The 23,107-nt window shown below is 39.0% G+C and carries 20 protein-coding genes and 1 riboswitch; of the genes, 4 read left to right on the top strand and 16 right to left on the bottom strand.

Translation table 11 applies throughout. The annotated features are described in order from the left end of the window. Positions 1–203: 203 nt before the first annotated feature. The 8 genes from codA to OW157_RS00895 form a co-directional block, all read right to left on the bottom strand. Positions 204–1,439 (bottom strand): cytosine deaminase, encoded by a 1,236-nt coding sequence (gene codA, locus OW157_RS00860; protein ID WP_268751443.1) that lies wholly within the window; start codon positions 1,437–1,439, stop codon positions 204–206. A 6-nt stretch (positions 1,440–1,445) separates the two neighbouring features. Further along, complete coding sequence (gene codB / locus OW157_RS00865) at positions 1,446–2,738, bottom strand: cytosine permease (protein WP_268751444.1); 1,293 nt, start codon at positions 2,736–2,738, stop codon at positions 1,446–1,448. Positions 2,739–2,921: 183 nt separating this feature from the next. Further along, on the bottom strand, positions 2,922–4,043 hold the full coding sequence (locus OW157_RS00870; protein WP_268751445.1) for a GerMN domain-containing protein: 1,122 nt from the start codon (positions 4,041–4,043) through the stop codon (positions 2,922–2,924). 30 nt (positions 4,044–4,073) lie between these two features. Next, a complete protein-coding gene (locus OW157_RS00875) occupies positions 4,074–4,763 on the bottom strand; it encodes a DUF554 domain-containing protein (RefSeq protein ID WP_268751446.1) in 690 nt (229 codons plus the stop codon). A 102-nt stretch (positions 4,764–4,865) separates the two neighbouring features. Next, the gene (locus tag OW157_RS00880; RefSeq protein WP_268752765.1) at positions 4,866–5,627 is read right to left on the bottom strand and encodes an SDR family NAD(P)-dependent oxidoreductase; all 762 of its coding nucleotides are present in this window, start codon (positions 5,625–5,627) and stop codon (positions 4,866–4,868) included. A 21-nt stretch (positions 5,628–5,648) separates the two neighbouring features. Beyond that, positions 5,649–6,077, bottom strand: coding sequence for a lipocalin-like domain-containing protein (locus OW157_RS00885; protein ID WP_268751448.1), 429 nt, complete (start codon positions 6,075–6,077; stop codon positions 5,649–5,651). 91 nt (positions 6,078–6,168) lie between these two features. Then, entirely contained in the window at positions 6,169–6,915 is a 747-nt protein-coding gene (locus OW157_RS00890) for a TraX family protein (RefSeq protein WP_268751449.1), read from the bottom strand. A 154-nt stretch (positions 6,916–7,069) separates the two neighbouring features. Then, positions 7,070–7,414 carry a nucleotide pyrophosphohydrolase gene (locus OW157_RS00895; RefSeq protein WP_268751450.1) on the bottom strand — a complete coding sequence of 115 codons (345 nt, stop codon included), beginning with the start codon at positions 7,412–7,414 and terminating at the stop codon, positions 7,070–7,072. 173 nt (positions 7,415–7,587) lie between these two features. Here OW157_RS00895 and OW157_RS00900 point away from each other — a divergent pair, with 173 nt between their 5' ends. From OW157_RS00900 to OW157_RS00910, 3 genes are all read left to right on the top strand, one after another. Further along, positions 7,588–8,568: a LacI family DNA-binding transcriptional regulator gene (locus tag OW157_RS00900; RefSeq protein ID WP_268751451.1), complete on the top strand. Its 981-nt coding sequence runs from the start codon at positions 7,588–7,590 to the stop codon at positions 8,566–8,568. Positions 8,569–8,638: 70 nt separating this feature from the next. Further along, positions 8,639–10,330 (top strand): alpha-glucosidase, encoded by a 1,692-nt coding sequence (locus tag OW157_RS00905; protein WP_268752766.1) that lies wholly within the window; start codon positions 8,639–8,641, stop codon positions 10,328–10,330. Further along, positions 10,327–11,748, top strand: coding sequence for a PTS transporter subunit EIIC (locus tag OW157_RS00910; protein ID WP_268751453.1), 1,422 nt, complete (start codon positions 10,327–10,329; stop codon positions 11,746–11,748). The genes OW157_RS00905 and OW157_RS00910 overlap by 4 nt, the downstream gene beginning before the upstream one ends. A gap of 44 nt (positions 11,749–11,792) precedes the next feature. Here the strand turns inward: OW157_RS00910 and OW157_RS00915 are convergent, their stop codons facing one another. The 8 genes from OW157_RS00915 to OW157_RS00950 form a co-directional block, all read right to left on the bottom strand. After that, on the bottom strand, positions 11,793–12,416 hold the full coding sequence (locus OW157_RS00915) for a GNAT family N-acetyltransferase (protein WP_268751454.1): 624 nt from the start codon (positions 12,414–12,416) through the stop codon (positions 11,793–11,795). Between the two features lie 184 nt (positions 12,417–12,600). Continuing rightward, complete coding sequence (gene mgtE / locus OW157_RS00920) at positions 12,601–13,965, bottom strand: magnesium transporter (RefSeq protein WP_268751455.1); 1,365 nt, start codon at positions 13,963–13,965, stop codon at positions 12,601–12,603. 169 nt (positions 13,966–14,134) lie between these two features. Continuing rightward, positions 14,135–14,290, bottom strand: a riboswitch (M-box (ykoK) riboswitch). A gap of 77 nt (positions 14,291–14,367) precedes the next feature. Beyond that, a complete protein-coding gene (locus tag OW157_RS00925) occupies positions 14,368–15,918 on the bottom strand; it encodes a bifunctional metallophosphatase/5'-nucleotidase (RefSeq protein ID WP_268751456.1) in 1,551 nt (516 codons plus the stop codon). A 73-nt stretch (positions 15,919–15,991) separates the two neighbouring features. Further along, a complete protein-coding gene (locus OW157_RS00930; RefSeq protein WP_268751457.1) occupies positions 15,992–17,269 on the bottom strand; it encodes an MBL fold metallo-hydrolase in 1,278 nt (425 codons plus the stop codon). Between the two features lie 79 nt (positions 17,270–17,348). Further along, on the bottom strand, positions 17,349–18,695 hold the full coding sequence (locus OW157_RS00935; RefSeq protein WP_268751458.1) for an ABC transporter substrate-binding protein: 1,347 nt from the start codon (positions 18,693–18,695) through the stop codon (positions 17,349–17,351). A gap of 6 nt (positions 18,696–18,701) precedes the next feature. Next, entirely contained in the window at positions 18,702–19,523 is an 822-nt protein-coding gene (locus tag OW157_RS00940; RefSeq protein ID WP_268751459.1) for a carbohydrate ABC transporter permease, read from the bottom strand. Positions 19,524–19,525: 2 nt separating this feature from the next. Next, positions 19,526–20,428, bottom strand: a complete 903-nt coding sequence (locus OW157_RS00945) for a carbohydrate ABC transporter permease (RefSeq protein WP_268751460.1) — start codon at positions 20,426–20,428, stop codon at positions 19,526–19,528. Beyond that, positions 20,418–21,470, bottom strand: coding sequence for an ABC transporter ATP-binding protein (locus tag OW157_RS00950; RefSeq protein WP_268751461.1), 1,053 nt, complete (start codon positions 21,468–21,470; stop codon positions 20,418–20,420). Before OW157_RS00950 ends, OW157_RS00945 begins: the two co-directional genes overlap by 11 nt. Positions 21,471–21,892: 422 nt before the next feature. Here OW157_RS00950 and OW157_RS00955 point away from each other — a divergent pair, with 422 nt between their 5' ends. After that, entirely contained in the window at positions 21,893–23,086 is a 1,194-nt protein-coding gene (locus tag OW157_RS00955) for a coenzyme F420-0:L-glutamate ligase (RefSeq protein ID WP_268751462.1), read from the top strand. The last annotated feature ends 21 nt before the right edge of the window (positions 23,087–23,107 follow it).

Raw genomic sequence — 23,107 nt, forward strand, 5'->3', positions numbered from 1 at the left:
ATACATGGTTTTTTGTTTAATAGTTATCCCTATTATTGATTTACCGATTTTTGTCAGCCTCTATGCCCCCTTTTACCTACGCATGTAATAAGCTAACGTTATATGACAGCAGTCTATTGTTTGGCAAAATAAAAACTCCCGTATAGTTGACTAATGACTCAGCTATTATACGGGAGTGTCTTATTCAATGTAAATGTATTTGATTAAAATAAGACGTCTTTTACTTTGGGTTGGGTTTTGGCTAAGATGCGGCCTTCTTTGATGGAATACAGTACTTCGGAACGTTGGTTAAGGGCATTATAGAAATTATTGTTATTCATAATGATAAGATTAGCTGGTTTGCCGACCTCAATGCCATAGCGGTCTTGGATGTTGAGGCAACGAGCAGCAGAATGGGTTGAGAAGTGGTAAGAATCCATAATCTCTTGGTAACCCATTAATTGTCCAACGTGGAGGCCCATATGGATGACCTCGAGTGGATTCCCATCGCCTAGTGGATACCAAGGGTCAAAAACATCATCATGACCAAATGCAACGGTGTTTCCATTGGCAATGAGTTCTTTGACACGGGTGAGACCACGACGTTTAGGGTAAGAATCCAACCGTCCTTGTAAGTGGATATTGACTAAGGGGTTAGCGATAAAGTTTAAATCAGCTAGCCCTAATAGGCGCATTAGTTTTCTAACATAAGCATCGTTATAAGATCCCATCGCAGTGGTATGGGAAGCTGTCACCCGTTCTTTAAGCCCACTCTCATAAGCAAGTGTAGCTAGTGTTTCTAAGCCTCGCGATTGGTCATCATCAATTTCATCACAGTGGACATCAACTAATTTGTCGTATTTTTCAGCCAGATCAACGGCGAAGCGTAAGGAATCAACACTATATTCTCGGTTGAATTCATAGTGGGGAATGGCGCCAACAACGTCAGCCCCCATTTTCACTGCTTCTTCTAACAATTGTTTACCATTAGGGAAGGAATGAATGCCCTCTTGAGGAAAGGCAGTGATTTGAATTTCGATAGTGTCTTTCAAGTCTTCTTGTAATTCAAGTAAAGCTTCCATGGCTAAGAGTTTGGGGTCAGTGACATCGACATGGGTACGGACATATTGAATGCCATTGGCTGCTTGCATTCGAACAAGGCGGTTGACCCGGTCTTTGATATCAGCCTTGGTGAGTGATTGTTTGCGGAGCGCCCAGGTTTCAATTCCTTCAAATAAGGTCCCTGATTCGTTCCATTTTGGTTGGCCAGCAGTTAGGCAGGTGTCTAGGTGGATGTGAGGTTCAATAAATGGTGGTAAGGCTAAGTGTCCAGCCCCGTCAATAACCTCTTCACCTGGACCCGCTTCAATGTGAGCAGCGATTTCAGTGAACTTGCCGTTTTCAATACGGATATCTTGTGCTGTTTCGGCATTTTCAATTAAAAGATTTTTGATTAACATAAGCCTCTAACCTTTCTTATTTACTAAATTGATTACAACATAGACAAGGATGGTTATAAATAAACTATTCAAGCAAGCAATCCCCCAAGTCATCAAGCTACCGATTAAAACACCTGCTAGGAGGGCAATAATTGCTGAATAGTCAATAGTTTTACTGATTGCCTGTGATTGATAAGATTCACGGTACATAAAATAATGGGCAATAATAATGCCACCAATTGGGGGAATCATGGCCCCTAAAAATGACAGATAGGCAGTAAAATTATTATAGAGAAAGATCGCTAAACAGGTGGCTAAAACCCCCATAATAATTGTGGCTTTCTTGAATGATAGCTTGCTGACATTAGCAAATGATAAGCCTGCGGTATATAGTGAATTATTGTTAGTGGTCCAAATATTGAACCCTAGTGACAAGATACCGGGAATGGCTAAGCCTTGTAGGATTAGAACATCAAAGATATCTGCCTTGCCGAAAGCAGCTGCTCCTGAAGCACCAAAAACAAACATTAAGATATTACCTATAAAGAAAGCAATCCCTGTGGCCAGTAAGGTTGAGGTCGCGTTTTTACCGTATCGGGTAAAGTTTGGAGTCGCTGTTCCTCCAGAAATAAAGTTACCAATAACGATTGCTAAGGCCGCTGACATGGTCAAGGGCTGGGCAGGTGACTCAGAAAATAATTGACTCACGCCCCCTACTGCTTGGATAGAGACTTGGGTGGAATATAGCCCCAGGATTAAAATAGCGGGTACTGCCACGGAACCGAGTACGGCTAGCCCTTTGACACCGTATAAGGTAGTTGCTAGTACTAAAACGCCAAAGATTAAAACTAAAAGATAAGGATTAAAACTCAAAAAGTTGGCGACAGGCAAGGCGAACATTGCTAAACCCACTCCAGTCCAACCCATTTGCGTCATCCCAATAATGATTGAAGGAATATAGGACCCCTTACGACCAAAAGATTTCATGGCTAAAGCGTCCAGTGACATCCCAGTTTTTTGGCCAATATAGCCGAGTAAACCGGTGTAAAGGCACAAAAAGAGATTACCCACGACTAAGGCAATCACAAAGTTTTTCATGTTAAGGCCAAGGCCTAATTGTCCCCCAGCAATCATTGATGGCGAGAAGAAAGTAAAGCCCATCATAATCACAAACATTTGCCAAAAGCCTTGGTATTGTTGTGATTGGCTGACATAATTGTCATGACTTAAAGCAGTGACAGTGGCCTCTTCTTGTTTAAGTAAACGTCCGGAGCGGGCACCTAGTTCAGCTTGATAGTACGGGGATTTATTTTTTTGCATACAAAAACCTCCTAATATGATGTATTCTACGACTCTCTCGATAGAGACGGATCCAAGCATACAAGGAGGTCCTTGGGCTTATAAACGTGTTCTCTATCTTGTCCATCTCACGGGATGGAATTAAAGATATCGCTGTTAGACAGTATAGCGAGTAAAAGAAAAAATGTAAACCCCTATTGGTATTTAATTTTGGCTAATAATATAAGGTTGTGGCAAAGGCCCTACCTGGTCAATTTCAATGGGTTCATTATTGACCGTGGCTACGATTTGATCCGCATGGTAATAATCGGCTAAAGTTTTGAAGATGGCATGGTAAGACGTTTGGCTAGCTGTACTTCCCTTGATTGTTTCAATTTCTGGAGAGAAGTCTACATAAACAGTGGAATGGTCCAAATTATTGGTATGTAGGGCATTGATTTTGGTGCCTTCAGGAAGTAAGGCTTGTAAATCATTAGCGCCTGATAAGAGTTTTTGGAATTCATCACGCATGCGAGTGTTGGTTTCTATAGGAACGTCTACGTTTTCTTCATAGTAATCATCCCCTTGGTCGTTGACTTGGGTGACCGTGATGGTTTCTTCCCAACCATCAGTGGTCATCGTTTCTAAACGCGAGCTAGCAATCGGTGCGTCTTCTCCATCCATCACGGTTTCTTCATAAACTAAACCGTAATCTTTAGCATAGTATTCCTTGCTCACCATGCCCTCACCCGTCACCGTGACTTCGATACTAGGCACACTGTCACCGTTGGCTAGTTTAATGTCTTGATCAAGCGCAGTAATCTCACGGTGCTCATCTGAATTATCCCAATTCGTTCCTACTTCTAGAGGCGCCTTGAGTAAGGTCTTTTCAGCGGCTTGGTCTTTGAAACGCGGAATATAGTTTTCACGAATATAAAATTCTGGCTGGGTGGTGATTAAATCAACACGATCCTCACCTACCCGCACAATTTCCATGACACTTGTCCCCGAATTATCTGTTCGTGATTGGACGTAGTTGTCCTCGATGAAGTCATAAACGCGGTCAAAGGATGAAAACTCATTGCCCTCACCTTGAAAATGGGCCTGATAATTTGCAGTTAAAGGGTAATAATCAGATACTTTACTTTCTTCTTGGGAAGGCTTGTCCTGACTCTCAGTCGCCGCTTGGCTAGTAGTCGTCTCATTTTGATTTGTTAAGGAGCGCTCTTGACTTTGGCTTTGACTAGTGGGTTGACTGTTGGCTTCGGTATTAGAAGCATGGGAATTTTCTGTTTGGCAAGCAGTTAAAAGTAGTAAGCTGCAAGAGATAAGTAACAGGTGTTTCATTATCATCACTCCTTTGGTCGTGTAAGCAAATTAAGCAAAAAATGCGTGCAAGAGTGGCAACAAAATTACTGGGAAAATAATTGCAGGCGTATAATTCATGACCCGAAACTTAGTGGCTCCAGATAGGTTTAATCCTAAAGCTAGCAATAATAAGGATCCCACGGCAACAATTTCTGTAATCACCGCTTCCGATAAGATGGGGGCTAATAAGCGGGAAAAGATAATGATGCCCCCTTCAATCACCAAGACCGAAATAGCCGCTAATCCTACCCCTACACCAAATGATGCCGTTAAAAAGATAGCTGAAATGGCATCTAAGACACTTTTAGTCAATAAGGTAGTAGGATCACCCAACAAACCATTCTCCAAGGAGCCTACGATGACTAAGGACCCCACACAAAACAACGAAGTTCCTGCAATAAAGCCTTCCGCTAGATTGGTCTTACCGGGTTTAGAAAATCGTGTCTGCAAGCTAACAGCAGCCCGATTGATGCTTTGGTCAATCCCAAGACTCTCACCAACAACCGCCCCTAAAGCAATTGACACCACTAAGATAATAGGATTTGAGCTAGCTAATGCCCCGTGAATACCTAATATAATGGCGACTAGACCTAGTCCCGATTGGACAGTATCAGCAACTCGGTCAGGTATCCCCTGCCGAAATAACAAACCAATGCCTGTTCCTATAATTACCATAATCGCGTCAATTACCGCACCCAAATATGTCACTCCTAAACTTATTACTACCATTATTATAGCAGATAAAAAGCCAACACTCACTCCTAAAGAGAATGTTGGCTAAGTATTTATCTAATTTATGAATTAAGATTCGCCACCAGTGATACCGAGGTCTTCACCAGTGATTTTGGCTGCACCGTCAGAGGCTAGAAAGACAGCTGTTGCGCCGATTTCTTCGGGTTCAATGAGCTGCTTCATCCATTGGGCGCCTAGGATATGTGTTTCTAGGGCTTCTTGTTCACTACTGCCATCACGTTCGGCAAGATCCGCTAATTGATTTTGAATCAATGAGGTGTTGGTGGCACCTGGTAGGATACTATTGGCCGTGATGCCTTTTTGCGCGTTTTCCATAGCGACAGTCTTGGTGAAACCAAGTTGGGCAAATTTTGCGGCCACGTAAGCGGACTTGAATTTGTCAGGACGACGGCCATGACCAGAAGAAATGGTAATGATACGACCATATTCTTGGTCTTGCATATAAGGCAAGGCATGTTTAGTCATTAAGAAGCTTCCTTTTAGGATAGTATCAATGACTTGATCCCATTTTTCTTCGGGAAATTCTTCAACTGCTGAAATATACTGCATTCCAGCGTTATTAACCAGGACGTCTGCCCCACCCCGTTCAGCTTCTAAATTTTTAAAAAAGTCTTTAATCGAGTCAGAATCAGTGACGTCTACTGAGTAACCTTTAGCATTGCCTAATTCTTCTGCAGTTTCTTGTGCTTTTTCACCGTTGCGTCCAAGGATAGCAACAAAGTCTCCATTGTCAACAAAGGCTTGGGCAATGGCCTTACCAATACCACGCGAGCCACCAGTGACGATAACAGTACGATTATCTTTTGTCATAATTAGACCTCCTAAAAATGCTTAGTGATTTTCTTCAACGCGTTGCCAAATGAGCTTGTCTTCAGGGCGTTCACCATTTATAACAGTTAATTTGTCGCCTTCAATAGTCGCTAAACGTGGTTGAGCTTGTCCTTCCCAGGTGGGATTCATAGAAACATCCATATGATGAGTGACTTCGCCCTTTTCTTCATCGAGTTCGAAGCGGCCAGAATAAGCCATGTAACCATGAGCGGCGGTAGCCATTTCTTCGGTGGTACCCGTATGAATATCACCAGAAGCGTAAGCAGGCCGACCAACTTTGGTCAATTGAGCAGACATGTAACCATCAGGGTTATACATAATAAACCCTCTCGCATCTTCACCAAAAGGATAGATGGTATTTCCTGATTCATCCTCTGATTGATAAGAGATTAATTTCCAAGTGCCAATCATTTGTTCACGTAAACTCATCCAAAACACTCCTTTGTTTAATCGTTCGATAATTTAACTATAGGTGAAAATTGGTCAAAACACAAATATCTTGCTTTTATTGTCATTGTTTTTATACTCCAAGAATTTGGCGAATGATACCAATGAGAAGTAAGTGAGCTGGGTAAAAGCAATAGGCCAGCCATTTATTTTGCTGACCCCGTTCCCCGTTGTAGGATAAAACCGCTAAAAAGCCAAGGAAAGACCACCTTTCCTTGTAAAGGATTCCTAGACCAAATACTGAAGCAATCCAAACTTGGTTATAAAATAAATAGAAGGCAAAGATAATGAGGACGCCATAGTGTTCATAATCGGTTGAAGCAAGCATCGCTATTAAACAGCTAATGGCTAGTAAGATTGCAATAATTATTCCAGCTCCTATTTTAAGCCAAGTTGTCTTAGCAGTTTTGATCAGGCAATCACTCAGCCAAATTAAGCCAAAGCCAATAATAAAGGTCCACAATACATTATTCGCATTGGGATTCCACAACTGATAAGACATGAATAAGTCATAGGGAATCTCTGAAATAGCGGCAAATAGTAAGAGTCGCAACAAATATTTCAGACGATTATGGGTTTTGAAAAAGCCCTCTACAATAAAAAATGCAAACAAAGGAAAGGCAATCCGCCCTAGGATATCAAATAAGCTAGAAACAAAGGCCAATATACCTGCCTGGCCTGTTAAATAAGGCCCGATTAAGACTTTATTGACATGGTCAATAAGCATAGAAAGCATGGCCAGGGATTTTAGTTGGCTAGCATTGAATGATGGTAGCCACTCGAGATAGTTTTTATGTGCTGATTTGAGATGATATGACATTATAGACGTCCTCTCGATACAGATTTTTTCTGAAAGATTGTCTTATTATAAGCTATTTTAATTGAGAAAAGAAGCAAAATTATAGCAAAGATGCCCTTATTAACTGTAAACAAAAAGGCAAGCTGCATTATTGGCTGCAGCTTGCTTAGCGTTTTTATTCGGAGAGTTCGGTGTATTTTTTGGCAGAACCCTTGGCCTTTTCAATAGGATATTTTTGCCGATTTTTCTCCAATTTAGCCATAATAATCTCTTCTAAATCAAAGTCCAGATTATCAGCCAACATTAAGGCATAAATTAAAACATCGGCTAGTTCATCCCTTAAGCTCTCTTGCTTATTCGCAAGAACTGTTTCAGAGTCTTTCCATTGAAAGAGTTCTAGTAATTCATTAGCTTCCAATGAAATAGAGATGGCTAAGTCTTTTTCCTTATGAAATTGTCGCCAGTCACGTTCATCACGGAATTGGTTAACAGCCTGACTTAGGGTTTCAATGTGAGTCATATTGAGCCTTCTTTCTTTGTTTAATATTATAAATTTAAGTGAAAACAATAGCTAATATCTGTTTTAAGAATAATATATTATAAAAAAGCATTTGACAATGATAAAAGAAAGCATTATCATATTTATGAAATCGATATCATAAATGAGGTGAGCTTATAGCTACAATAAAAGAAGTGGCAAAAGAAGCAGGCGTTTCAGTTACAACTGTTTCTCGTTTTTTAAATAATCATCCTTATATTACGGATAGTAAAAAACAAGCAATTGAAATTGCCATGGAAAAACTTAATTATGTTCAAAACTCTGCTGCAACTCAATTGAGATCTAAGAAATCAAATTTTATAGGTGTATTAGTTTCTAGGCTAAGTAATCCATTTTTTACATCTTTAGTTGATAAAATTGAAGCAGAAGCAAAGATATCAGGGTTTCAAATTATCGTCTTACAATCATATGATGATAAAAATGCTGAAAGTAGAATTTTAAAGCTACTCCAACAAGGAGTCTTAGCAGGGATAATAATGTGTTCTATCGAGAGTGGCCCAAACGATATTGAACAGTATACAGAATATGGACCAATTATTTTATGCAATATTGCAAATTCTGAATCAAAACTCCCCCAAGTATACAGTAATCAAGAACAAGGTACTTACGATGCATTAACTTACTTATTTAACCAAGGCTACAGAAAGTTTGCATATTGTACTGGCGGGAGTTTATCAAGACATAGTCATGGTGGCGCCAGAACACGAGCATTTGAAAAAGCTATTAATGATTATAATCTTAAAATTAATAAAAATTGGATATTTTATCAATCACACACTATTGAGGATGGTAAATATATTGGCGAAAAAATTCTAAAGTTAAATATTAAAGAATGGCCAGATGTTATCTTTTCAAATAGTGATGAAATTGCTGCTGGCTTATTAAAGACTTTTTCAATACATAATATTAAAGTACCTGAAGATATAGCTATTATTGGTTTCGATGACCAAAAATACAGTGAGCTTTTATCCACCCCATTGACTACCATTCGTCAGCCTATAGATGCGTTAGCGATGCATTCCGTTAACTACCTTATATCATTATTAAAGAACGAAGAGTATGAATTCAGTGCTGAAGACTTACAATTGGAGTTAGTAATAAGAGAATCCACTTAAGAACATGGTTACATAACCATGTTCAAGTTTACAATAATATGATATCGATACCATAAATAAGGAGGATAAAATGAATTTAAGAGAATTACAAGATAATTGGTGGAAAGAAGAAGTTATTTATCAAATTTACCCACAAAGTTTTAAGGACAGTAATGGAGATGGAATTGGTGATATTCAAGGAATAATAAATGAACTTAATTATTTACACCAACTAGGCATTACAACAATATGGATATCCCCTATTTTCAGCTCACCGCTAATCGATAACGGATATGATATCTCTGATTATGAAGATATTAATCCAGTATTTGGAACTAATGATGACCTTGATCGATTAATTGCTAAAGCTGATGAATTGAATATTAAAATAATATTGGATTTGGTTGTTAACCATTCGTCTGATGAACATATATGGTTTAAGAAGGCATTAGAAAATAAAAATAGTAAGTATCGTAATTATTATATTATTAAAGAAAGTCAAGATGGTACTCCTCCAAACAATTGGCGTTCTATATTTGGAGGCAGTGCCTGGGAACCAATTGATGGAGAGAAAAATACTTATTATCTACATACTTTCCATAAAAAACAACCTGATTTAAATTGGGAAAATGATGAATTACGTAATGAAATATATAACATGATTAATCGCTGGCTAGAACGTGGAATTGCAGGCTTTAGGATTGATTCAATTACTTTTATTAAAAAAGATCAAGATTTTAATAATCTTCCATCGGATGGCGCTGACAACCTAGCTAACATCAAACATAAAACAAGAAATCGACCAGGAATATCAAGCTTTCTATCTGAATTAAATGAAAAAACTTTTAAAAAGTATAATGTGATGACTGTGGGAGAAGCACCTGGTGTTCCATATTCGCAATTCAATGATTACATTGGCAAAAATGGTTATTTTAATATGATTTTCGATTTTAAACCAGCTGATATCGATGTCGAAAACGGAAGCGAATGGTTTCGAGAAAGTAACTGGACTTATGATGAATACATTAATTTGGTTAAAATTTCTCAAGAAGCTCTTCAAAGTAACGGTTGGGGTGCTAATTTTATTGAAAATCATGATCAACCCCGCGCAGTATCTAAATTAATAAAAGATTCAAATTTTAAAAACGATATAGGTGCGAAAGCTTTAGCAGCATCATATTTTTTCCTACGTGGAACGCCATTTATATACCAAGGGCAAGAATTAGGAATGACAAATGTTGAGTGGGATGATATTAGTTTGTTTAATGATATATCTAGCCACGATAATTATGAGCGTGCTTTGCTTGAAGGATTTACTAGTGAACAATCTATAGAATTCGTTCAAAATCGTAGTCGTGACAATGGGCGTACCCCCTTCCCTTGGACAAATGAAGAATATGGAGGGTTTTCATCGTCTAAACCTTGGATTGCAATGAAAGAAAAATATCCAAGAATAAACACTACTAATAATACAGTATTAAAATTTTACCAGGAAATGATTAACTTACGCCAACATAGCCATTATCGTAATGTTTTAATTTTTGGTGAAATAAAATTTATCAGTAATGTTCCAAATGCTGTAATGGCTTACACTCGTGAAGATGGTAATAAGGTAATTGCATCATTAACTAATTTTAATAGTAAAAAAGTTGAAATAACAATTAATAATACTATTGATGAAATAATATTAAATACACATGAGGGAATTAGCATCGAAGAAAATATTATTTCTTTAGAACCAATGCAATCAGTTTTAGTTGAATTAGGAGGAAATTGGTCATGACAACAGACTACAAAAAAATTGGGCAAGCGATTGTCAAAGAAATCGGAATTGAAAACATCAATTCTATTACACATTGCGCTACTAGATTAAGACTTGAACTAGAAGATAGAGACCTAGTCTCAGATGAAGCGGTTGAAGAAATTGATGAGGTCAAAGGTGTTTTTTATAATTCTGGTCAATATCAAATAATCTTAGGAACAGGAACTGTTAATAAGGTATACCAGTCTATCATAAATGATTATAAGGAATTATCTGATAAAGAAGCTGATGTTGATGATATAAGAGAAAGAAATGAAGGTTCCATAAAGAAATTTGTTCGAAATTTATCTGATGTATTTTTACCAATAATCCCAGCCATTGTTGCAACAGGTTTGTTTATGGGATTAAAGGGAGTAATTTTGAATGAAACGATCTTATCTTGGTTTGGTGCTACTCCAGAAATTATTCCAGAAGAATTGTCTCTTTTTATATCTATTTTAACTGATACTGTATTTCAATTTCTGCCAGCTTTAATTACTTGGTCTGCATTTAAGAAATTTGGTGGGACACCAGTTCTAGGATTTGTAGCTGGAGTTATGTTAGTTTCGCCAATGTTACCTAACGCTTATGATATAGCAAATATTGGAAGCGGTGTCGAACCTATATATCTTTTTAATTCCATACCCTTGATGGGATACCAAGGTAGCGTATTAGTTGCCTTAGTAGTAGGGTATTTAGGCGCTAAAATTGAAGTTTTTTCACGCAAGAGGATGCCAAATTCATTAGATTTGATGTTTACACCATTTGTTGTGCTGCTATCTACAGCAGTATTGGGATTGTTAATATTAGGACCAGTCTTGCATATTATCGAAGGTTGGTTAATTACTTTGATTGAAGGTCTTATTCACCTACCGTTTGGTATTGGTGGATTGATTATTGGTTTTATTTACCCACTTTCAGTTATGGTTGGAATGCATCATTTATTTATTACTATTGAAACAACTTTGTTGGCAGCTACAGGTTTTAATCCTTTAATTACTGTATGTGCCATGTATGGATTTGCTAATGCAGCAGTTGCTTTTGCTATTAGCCTTCGGAGCAATAAAAAAACAGTCAAAGTTGTAGGAACTAGTGCAGGGTTAACCCAATTATTAGGAGTTAGTGAACCGGCTTTATTTGGGATTACTTTACGATATGGAATACGTCCTCTATCAGTTATGTTAGCAGGTTCAGCAATCGGTGGTGCGGTGCTTTCACTATTGGGTGTGCAAGCTAATTCATATGGTTTGGCTGTTATACTATCACCTATGATGTATGTTTATGATAGTTACCAATTTATAACATATATCGTTGTAGGGATAGCTACATTTGTTATTACATTTATCGTAGCCTATCTGTTTGCTGTTCCTAAAAATTTATTATTAGATGTTGAGGAATAAGATTAGAGTTCTCAGTTGGCATTGCCAATTGAGAACTCTAATTTTTATTTTGAATACACCAACTGATAGACATTTAAGCCGTGACTGCTTTTTTCCTCAACGAGTTGAAAGCCAAAACTTTGGTAAAAGTCAGCGGTTTTTGCATTTCCAGTGGTTAGGTAAAGGCCCTGACTGTTTTTAAGTTTGTGGTCTTTGATGTGATTTATGAGTCCACTCCCTATCCTCTTGCCTTGTGCCTTTGAAGAGACGGCTAATATCTCTAAAGTAGCATGGTCGTCACGCCAACCACTTTTTAGCGGGTAAGTTTTAACTAATCTTGGCAAATTTCTATAACGAATCATTTTTAGAAACTTAGCCTGCTCTTTGAGGGTCTTTAGTTTGTCTTGGCTGCTGACTTGTTCTTGGTTTTCAGGATTAGGATAGGATAAAATGGCTAGTCCTAATACCTTACCGTCTATACAAGCCAGGACACATTCATGGCCTGCTTTGAGCATTTGTTTTAAGGTGGCTGCTAAGGCGTCTTGATAGTCCCCTACTGTTTCTTCATTGATATCTAGTAATGTATTGACGATTTCTTCTCTTTGAAAGGAATCGATGTAAACGGCTAAGGCTTGGTCTAATAAATAGTCGTGGTCTGCAAGTGAATAGTAATTAATTTTTTGCCCCATTGTATACTCCCTCGATTAAGATCACTTGGCTGTATTCTAACATAATAGCAAGAGGGTGTGACAAAAACCACTGCTTCTAAATGGCTATACTATTGAAAGCGAGTTTTATAAGTCACTCTAGTGGTCAACAATTGGAATATGGTTAAGTTAATCAAGAATCTTCCCAACTCTTGCAAAATTAAATTTAAAATAGATGAAGCAAGGATGTGGCAATTGAAAAATAAGTTGTTAAAGCCACTGCATCATTAATCGTGGTGATAAAGGGCCCAGATGCCACAGCGGGATCAATGCCGAATTTATCGAATAGTATGGGGACGATATACCCTACCACTGCTGACACAGAGACGGTCAAAAACATGGCACTGGCGACAATGACCACCAAAATAGGATTACCATGTAAAAAGTAGGCCACTGCTGAAATGGTAAGAGCGGCCCCTAGTCCCATAAGTAGCCCAGCGCCAAATTCCCGCCCTAATAGAGTGAAGAAGCTATGGGAATTATTTTTGGTGGTTAAACGCCGTACGGAAACGGCCAAGGCTTGAGTGCCAATGTTACCCGCTGTATCCATCATTATAGGGATAAAGGCTGCTAATAAAACCACTTGACTCAAGGTTTCTTCAAAAAAGGCAATAAGATTAGCAGAAATTAATCCCATAAATATCAGAATAATGATCCACGGCAGCCGGTCTTTGGTAATTTTTAAAACGCCTTCTGCTTGGTCACTTTCCTCCTTATTGGAATCAGTAATACCAGCCATCTTGTGAAAGTCTTCGGTGGCCTCGTTTTCGACGACATCCATAATATCATCAATCGTGATGATTCCTACCAAAACGCCGTCACGAGTCGTTACTGGAGCAGCCAATAAGTCATAATCTTGCATCATTTTTGCCACTTGTTCTTGATCTTCATCTACGCTGACACTAACTAGTTGACTGTTCATAATATCTGCCAATGTTTCTTCAGGATCAGCTAAAATCAATTCTCTTAATGACAATACCCCTTGTAGATAGGCATTTTGATCAATTACGTATAAATAATAAATTAATTCAGCAGAAAACCCTTGTTGGCGGACCGATTTAATGGCTTCTCCTACAGTATCCCTTATAGATAGGGTTACCATGTTAGTGGTCATAATGGCCCCAGCAGTTTCATGGTCGTATTGTAGTAGTTTTTCAATGATTTGGCGTTGGTCAGCTGGCATGTCTTCTAACATTTTTTGCCGCATTTTTTCATCCATGCCTTGTAGAAAATCAACCACATTATCGTTAGCCGCATAGGTAAAGACTTGGTTGAGATAATGACGCGGAAGGTAATCGATGCTTGCTTTTTGATCTTCAACGCCTAATTGATCAAATAGCTGGGCGAATTCTTTGGGCGTAATAAAATCAATGATTTTACGTTTCTTTTCGGGATAGAGACGGTGAAAAACATCTACCTGATCTTTGCTATGTAATTTCAAGAATAGTTGTCGGAAATTGTCCCGGTCATTTCTTTTAGTTGCATGATAAATTTTGTCATAGTAAGCTTTTTTGTTGAATAATTTGGCCATAATGTTGCCTCCTTTATAGTGATAATAATGTTCCAGCTATCGAGTCAATGAATCATTTCAGCGGTCATATTATCTCTCCTTCCTCACAATTTTTAAGAAAGGTAAACAAAAGACATGGTATAAGCCTAGGAAAAATAAAAAGGTCCCCACAAATAGGTGGAGACCTTAAACCGTTAACTTCCTGTCTGAGTTTTAGCACTTTACAACGTCACTAGCTACATTAGGTTCTACCTTAGCGATAGAGCCAGCTAACCCATTGGCATCTCTCGATGTTTCTGGGCAGTAGCGTATATTTGTAAAGGAGCCTCCCTTAACAACTGTCTATTTGATTGCATGTCTAGGTTATCATTTGTCATTTTATAAGGCAAGCCTTTTTTACAAAAATGGTAATATTTTACTGTTTTATTTATCCTGACAACCGTAAACGTGGTAGTGAGGCGTAAAGTTCAAGTTGATTTGATTTTCTTTTTCGATATAATCCATAATTAAATTTGGCATTGTAGTACTGTCAGCGGTGACTGCCTTATCCATAGAAAAATGTGGGAAGTCGCCCCCACCTACTGCCCGATAATTATTTACGGTTACGGTAATCTCATCATCAGGTCCAATAGTTTGGTCGTCCTTCTTGATTTCTCCTATACGTTGTCCAATGGCTTGACTAATATCCATGTTGTAATGAATCCCATAATAAAAATCGAAATTATAAACCCGCATTTTAGGACGTAATTCATCTTCTGAGATGACGACTTGACCTTGGTCATCAAGGTCAAAATAAGCGGCATTCTTCTCAAGGATATCCCTGAGTTCACTACCTTTTAAACGTACGTTAACTAAGGTATTAGGGAAGGGATAATTATTTAAGACATCACGGCGGCGAATTTGGCCATGGAATCCTTTGACATCAGGTCCAAAGAAAACAGTCGCTGAGACGTCATTATTCATATATTGGCAAGCAATCTGGTTAAGTAATTGGGCAAAAGGATGATCATTGATTTGCGCTGAAGCAATATTATTTACTCTAAAGTCACTTTCGGCCCCACCTAGGACTTGGTCCAACCAGATGTTCACTTGGTTCATTTCATCTTGGAAACTGTTGCTGATGGTATCCGATTCTGGTGAATCAGCTGTAACGAGCAATTCTGCTTGGGCGTCTTTAACTTGTTTATCTTCGACTTCTAGGGTTATTTTTCCCACAAATTCGCCTCGACTACCTGGCTGGATAGTAGGAATTCCATTTTTAACCCCTGCAATTTGTCGGTGTTGGTGACCAGTAATTAAGGCATCAATTGGCAAAGCCGAATTTAATAATTTCCAGCCTTCATTTTCGCCTGTGTCCTCTTCACTTTTTTGGTCAGTCTCCAAGTCACGTTCAAAACCACCATGATAGGAAATTACTACCAGGTCACAAGCAAGGTTATTTTTTAGATGAGGGACCCATTTTTGGGCAGCTTCTAAGGCAGATTGAAAGCTTAAGCCGACAATATTCTCAGCTTGTTCCCAATGAGGAATATAGGCTGTAGTTAATCCTAAGACCCCTATTTTGACATGGTCGAAATCGTAAATTTTGTAGGGCTGGCCTAGGGGTTGACCGTTTCTAAGGATATTGGCGCATAAAATGGGATATTGAGCCGCTTCTATGGCCTGGTCGAGGCGTTCCAAACCGTAATTAAATTCATGGTTACCGATAACAGCCAAGTCTGCCTGACCTAAGTTGGCAGCGGAAATCAAACGGTCTACACTAGCTTGGTCATGATAATAAGCAGCTAATGGTGAGCCTTGGATAAAGTCTCCATTGTCAATATAAAGTACCGGGCCTGGTGCTTTTTCACGTTCGGCTTCAATCACACTGATTGCACGAGAATAACCTTGTCCTAATTTCACTCCTGGCTCTTGGAAGGAGTCAGCTGTGATATAACCATGGACATCGGATGTGGCTAGTAAAGTAATCTGCATTAATCGTATCCTCCTCTTTAAGCATCTGTATTCCCTTTATCATAGCATAAGACTTTAATTTAATTACATTCCCCTAATCTAAAGGCGCTTCAATATCATAGACAGCACCAATTTCGGGAACAAAGGTCGTTAAACCAAGCTGCTCTAAGGCAGAAGCTAAACGTTTAGGATGGAAACTATGCCAAGGGATGGTGATATCTGCTTGCATTTCGCTGGCAAAATAGACAAGATCTTCCTTATTCGCATGGCCAGAAACGCCCATATTTACTAAGTCGTAGCCATGAGACGCAATTTGGTCAAGAAAAGTTTGATAACGTGGATCAAAATCACCTAAAGGTTCGCCATTCATATGCAAGTATAAACCAGGGCCAATATGGTCTAGTTGGTCAATATCTTGATAGGCAATTTGGTAAGCATAGTGATTGCGTTGATTAAATTCTACCACTTGGCTATAGGAATCAGCTGCTGGATCCCAAGAATAGACAGGGTCTTGAGTGAATTCATGCAACAAGTAGGCAAAGTTTTTATCCCAAGCAATCGGACGTTTAACACGCAGGCTCATTTCGTTTAGGGCCATTAAACGATCAAGGTTACGAGGATAGGGATTAATTACAATGGCTTGGTCTCTTTGACTAAACAAAGCTTGGGTTTTTACTAATAGTTCATGCTCACTTTGTAGACGATCGCCATTGTCCCCTTCTCCTACTTCTTCATCAAAGGAAAAAGCCGTTCCCTCACACAACAATATATCAATTGGCAGTTTTTCCTTAATTAAATTTTCCATGCGATCACTGGTAAAACCAGTGAAACGAAAGTCTCCTGAATACAAAACGTGGGTATGGTCATGAGAAATATAAATGGCTGAGCTCCCAGGAATATCATGGTCAGTAGGAATAAATTTCACCATATACTTGCCAATGCTTAATGACTGATTATAGGGAACAGGAATAACTTGGGCAGCGATGGGGAATTCGTCACCAATAGCAATCAAATTCTGATACAGTTGATAGGAAGCTTCGGTCATATAGACTTGGTAGCGATCAGGTAGATATTTTAACCCTTGCATGTGGTCAAGATGGAGATGAGAAATGAAAACGGCCTCCTGACTAAAGGGGGTTGATGTATTGGCAGCTAAGTTAGAATCTTCTAGGTCCTCTTCATTATAGAGATAGGGAATCCCAGGTAACTTGTCTTCTGCAATTAGGCCGGCAATCTTGGAATGATAATTTCGCCCTTCCAATTGATCATTTGCCATACCAAAATCCATTATCAAACGGCTTTCTTGGTCATGTAAGGTCATGATATTGCAGCCAATAGTGGTTAAGCCACTCCAAACAGTTAATTGATTCATTTCTTTGGCTCCTTTACTTTAAATAATAAGAGGCTGGGACTTTTGCCCAACCCCATAAAGTATTTTTGATATTAATTTATTAGTTATTTTCAACAGTGACATCGTTGTTTTCTTCAATAATTGAGATGGTTTGCTCTTCTAAGTCAGCCATGACTTGGTCAACGTCTTCACCATTAACAACAATCTTATCTAAGGCATCGACCATGGCATTGAAGTATTCACCCCCACCAACAAACATTGGCGATTGTTTCGCATATTCTGCTTCTTTGGAGGCCGCAACAGCTAATGGATTTTCTTCCAGGTAAGATTGATAAGTATCACTATTTAAACCAGATTGGGTGATTGGTAAATAACCCGTCTTAATAGCCCAATCAGCTGTTTGTTCTTCTTGAAGTAGGAAGGACATGAAGGCAACGGCACCTGCTTTTTCTTCATCAGAAGCGGAAGAGAATACGGATAGATCATTTCCGGCTAATAGGGTTAGTTTGTCGCCATCATCATAAACTGGGATTTCAGCAGTGGTCCAATTGATACCATTTTCTTCGGCTACAGGTTCAACGTGGGCTAAACCAGCTGAAGATCCCAAATAGACAGCCACTTCGCCACGACCAAATGGCCCAGACATGAAGCCATCTTCACCAGCCGTTCGTGCCCAGCCGGCGTCTAAACCATCATTGATGAACTGCATTGGTTCAGTAGCTTCGTCGGAAGCAATATCTACAGTTGATAGGTCATCAGACACCCAATCAGCACCGTTTTGACGTGCCATGGTTTCTAATTCCATAGCAAAGCCGTTTTCTAATCCTAAGGCAAAACGGTCATCGCCATTTTCTTGCATTTTTTCGCCTAGTTCTTGGACATCTTCCCAAGTCGTTGGGGTTTCCATTTCATATTCATCAAGAATATCTTGGTTGAGATACATTACGCGTACAGATTTAGAGAATGGTATCGCATAAAGATCGTCGCCCATCTTACTTCCTTCTAAGAAACCAGGGAAAATATCGTCAATTTGCTCTTGGCTAAAGCCATCTTCTCCAGTTAAAAGTTCTTCATCTAGGACTTGGATTAAGCCCGCATCAGAGTAATCAGGAATGTTTGAAGCAGTGACCTGGGCCATAGTTGGGCCATCTTGGGCGGCAGCAGATGCCATAATCTTTTGTTGTAAGGTATCATAGTCACCTTGGTTTTGTTCCACCACTTTATATTTATCCTGGGACTCGTTGAATTGATTAACTAGCTCAGTAGTTGCTTCTTGGTGAGGACCATTCATGGCGTGCCAGTAAGTCACTTCAACTGTTTCCCCTTCACCGGATTGTTTGCTCCCCTCTTGGATTTCATCATTGCTTGAGCCACCATTACCACAGGCAGCTAATAATAAGGCGGCAGTCCCTGCTAAAAAGGGGCGTAAATACTTTTTCATTGTCATAATAATCTATCCTTTCGTTCCAGTATTGGAAATTCCTTTGATAATATGCTTTTGCAATAAGAGATAAATGATAATCATTGGTAAGACCACAAAACTAGCGGCTGCCATCAAGAGCTCGAAACGTGTTCCAGCTTCAGTTGTAAAGGCTTGTAATCCAACTGGCATGGTCCGCATAACGGTATCGTTAGTTACAATTAATGGCCACAAGAAAGCATTCCATGACCCAATGACCTTGAGAATCACGACCGTAATGACCGCTGACCGGCACATAGGAACCAGTACTTGCCAGAGAAATTTCCAGTCGGAACAGCCATCAATCTTAGCTGAATAATAAAGCGCGTCAGATACTGATTCAAAGTTTTGCTTGAGAACAAACATGGAGAATACACTAGCTATCCATGGAACAATTAAGGCCAAATAGGTATTAATCCAACCCAAATTTGAAATGGTCACATAATTAGAAATAATGAGAAGTTCGCCAGGTACCATCATAGTGGCAATGAGAAAGGTAAATAATACGTTCTTGCCCCAAAATTTCAACTTAGCAAAGGCGAAAGCGGCTAATATAGATGTAAACACCTCCCCTAGAGTGGTTAAGCTAGTAACAATTAGTGAGTTTTTTAGGTAAGTATCAAAAGGCGCAAAGGTAAAGGCGGTAGCGTAGTTTTCCCATTGGGCTGGATCTGGAAACCACACCGGTGGCATGGCAACGGCCTGACCAGCTGTTTTTAAAGAAGTGGAGAGCATCCAATAGAAAGGTAAGACCATAGATAAGGCGCCAACTGTCAATAGAATATAAATAATAACTTGGCTGACTTTATTTTTCATGCTTATCTCCCCTCCTGGTAATCAGTTTTTTGTCGGATGACCATCTGAATCAAGGTAAACACTAAGATCACCAAGAAGAGGAAGACCCCTGCAGCAGAAGCGACTCCATAGTTAAATTCTTCATAGAATTTTTCGTAGAGGTAATAAACCACTGTCAAGGTTGATTTCCCTGGACCTGGTTGACCTGAGAATAAGGCATAGACTTCATCAAAAACTTTGAAGTTATTGATTAACGCATTAATGGATACCAAGAAGATTGTCGGTCCTAACAGAGGAACCGTAATATTTTTAAATCGTTGCCAACTGGAGGCCCCATCAATCTTGGCTGCCTTGTAATAGGTGTCGTTGAGTGCATTTAATCCTACTAGAAATAGGAGAATATTTAGTCCTAAGCTCTTCCAGATTGACATGATAATAATGGCTGGCATGGCATAATCGGGATTACCCAACCAAGATATACTATCAATTCCCAGTAGGTTTAAAGCGTAATTGATTAAACCGTATTGAGAATGGTAAAGCCATGACCACACAATGGAAACGGCCACTGTTGAGGTCACAAAAGGAAGAAAATAAACGGATTGGAAAAAGCCTTGCAGAAATTTAATTTTGTTGATCATCATAGCAATAATTAAGGATAAAACAATTGATATTGGCACCACGAAAGCGACAAAAACAAAGGTATTCTTCATAGCTAAGTGAAAATCGGTATCTGCAAATATGTATTGAAAATTATCCAATCCTAGGCCATCACTCTCTCCAGTAAAGAGATTATAGTCCAGGTAAAATGACATAATAAAAGCTTTGATGGCAGGATAAATACTAAAAGTTCCTACAATCACTAACATGGGCGCCAAATACAACAAAGCCTGCAAAGTGGATTTAAGACTGGTTTTCTCATTCATCATCAGCAAGCACCACCCGATCACCTTGGTCATTGAAGAAAAGGAAGTGGCGCTCTTGGCAAGTCAGACCAATAGTGTCCCCTTTTTCGAAATCAATTGGTAGGTCAGCCACCCGTATTTCTTGACCTGTTTCAGTTTTTAAGAGGGCTAATCGGTCCTTGGCGATAATTTCAATGGCTTCCACCTTGCCTTGAATAAGACTTTGGTCGAATTCTTGGCGGTAAAGGTGTTCAGGACGAATGCCGACCCAGCTGATATTTTTTTCGCGAGCTGTCTGAAGGAGTTTGCTCTCTGCTGTCTGCTCGAAATCATTTAAGGCAATCAGATTAATTTCTGGGTCCCCAATAAATTGCGCCACAAATTGGTTGGCTGGATTTTCATATAAGTCCTGGGCTTGAGATTTTTGTTGGATAATTCCCTTGTTAAGGACCATGACGGAGTCCGATATAGACAAGGCCTCGGCCTGGTCATGGGTGACGAAAATGGTGGTAATTCCTGTTTCTCTTTGGATACGTCGAATTTCTTCACGCATTTCTACCCGTAACTTGGCGTCTAGATTGGATAAGGGCTCATCCATTAAGAGAATATCAGGCTCTTTAGCCAAGGCTCTTGCAATGGCTACTCGTTGTTGCTGCCCTCCCGATAAGGCACCGGGTTTTTTCTCTAAATGGTCATCAATATGGACCAAGCGAGCCAGTTCCTCGGCGCGTTGATGACGTTCTTTTTTATTCTTACCCGCCATTTTCAGTGGAAAAGCAATATTATCCTTGACTGATAGGTGGGGATATAGGGCATAGTTTTGGAAGACCATACCAATATTACGGTTGACAGCATCTAATTTAGTCACATCTTTGTCATCGAAATAAATCTTTCCCGAGCTTACTCTGAGTAAACCGGCGATTAAAAATAAAGTGGTCGATTTCCCACATCCAGAAGGGCCTAGTATTGAAACCAAATGGTGGGAGTCCAAGGTAAAGGTTAAATGGTCTAAGACATTTTTTTGGCCATCATAGGACAAACTAACATCTTCGAAGCGGACCTGCATAGTTTTCACTCCTTTAATGTCGATACATTAAGGATAGCAATTGGATATTTATTTTCAGTAAATTTTAGGTAAATTTTAATTTTTTATTGTAAATTTTGCGATTCTTAGGTATACTATAATGCTGTTCTTATATAGATTTTTACAGAATAGAGTGGTCAATCCTCTTATCAATCGACTAATTCGTTTGTTTTACTGGGTGAATTAGTCGGAATCTTTGTAAATTTTATGTAAACCAATCAAATTTCTCTAAAAATTTTCTTAACAAAGTAAACGAAGTAACTTGAGGAATTTGAACAAAAATTTTCTTTTATTTAGGCTAAGATTATGGTAAAATAGCGTGCGTGATTTGTGGAAGACTTGTCTTTCTGGTCACGCGTTTTTTGTTACTAATAGTTTTACAAAATAGAAGGGATAATCATACTATGGTTAGAACAGTTGGAACAGTTGTACGTGGCTTACGCGCCCCAATTATTAATGAAGGTGACGATTTAGCCCAAATTTTAGTGGACACCGTGTTAAATGCGGCTGAAAACGAACCCTTTGCTATTGAAGACAAGGATATCTTAACTGTCACTGAATCAATTGCTGCTCGTTCCCAAGGTAACTATGCTTCAATTGATGCCATTGCTAAAGATGTTGAAAACAAAGTCCAATCCAAAAAAATTGGTGTTGTTTTCCCAATTACTTCTCGTAATCGTTTCAACTCTATGTTAAAAGCGATTGCTCGTGCTGCTGATGAGGTTATTATTCAATTAAGCTACCCTTCTGATGAGGTAGGAAATCCTCTTATGTTGATCGAACAACTAGATGAATTAGGGATTAATCCTTGGTCTGATGTTTTATCAGAAGCAGAAGCTTACGAAAAATTCGGCGATTTAAAACACCCATTCACTGGAACGGATTATCTCAGTGTCTATCGTAAAACTGTTGAAGGCGAAGGTGCTAAATGTACAATTATCCTAGCCAATCAACCTAAGGCAATCTTGGGTTACACTGATCATGTCATTGCAGCTGATATTCATACCCGTAAACGGACCAAGCGTCGCTTAGAAGCTGCTGGTGCCAAAGTTGCTATCAGTCTAGATGAAATTATGACTGCACCTGTTGATGGTTCTGGTTTTAATCCTGACTTTGGTCTATTAGGTTCTAACCTATCTTCTGATGAACGGATTAAGCTCTTCCCTACTAACGGTGAAGAACTCGTTAACAAGGTACAAAAAATGTTAAAAGACGCCACTGGTAAAGATGTCGAAGTGATGATTTATGGTGACGGAGCCTTCAAAGACCCACAAAGTCATATTTGGGAATTAGCTGACCCAATTGTTTCTCCAGCCTACACTGCTGGTTTAGAAGGCACACCAGAAGAAGTGAAATTAAAATACTTAGCTGACTCTAAGTTTGACGATTTACGTGGCCAAGAATTACAAGATGCCATTTCTGAATACATTGCTAGTCACAAACGTGATAGCCAAGATGAAGCAGATGGTATTGGTACGACTCCACGACAAATTACTGATCTCTTAGGTTCTCTATCTGACCTTACTTCTGGTTCTGGAGACAAAGGAACACCAGTAATTTACATTAAAGGATACTTCGATAAGTATTCCGACCAATAATTAATATAAAAAAGCTCTGAG

This window comes from Aerococcus kribbianus, assembly GCF_026805545.1.
In the GTDB taxonomy this organism is placed as follows: domain Bacteria; phylum Bacillota; class Bacilli; order Lactobacillales; family Aerococcaceae; genus Aerococcus; species Aerococcus kribbianus.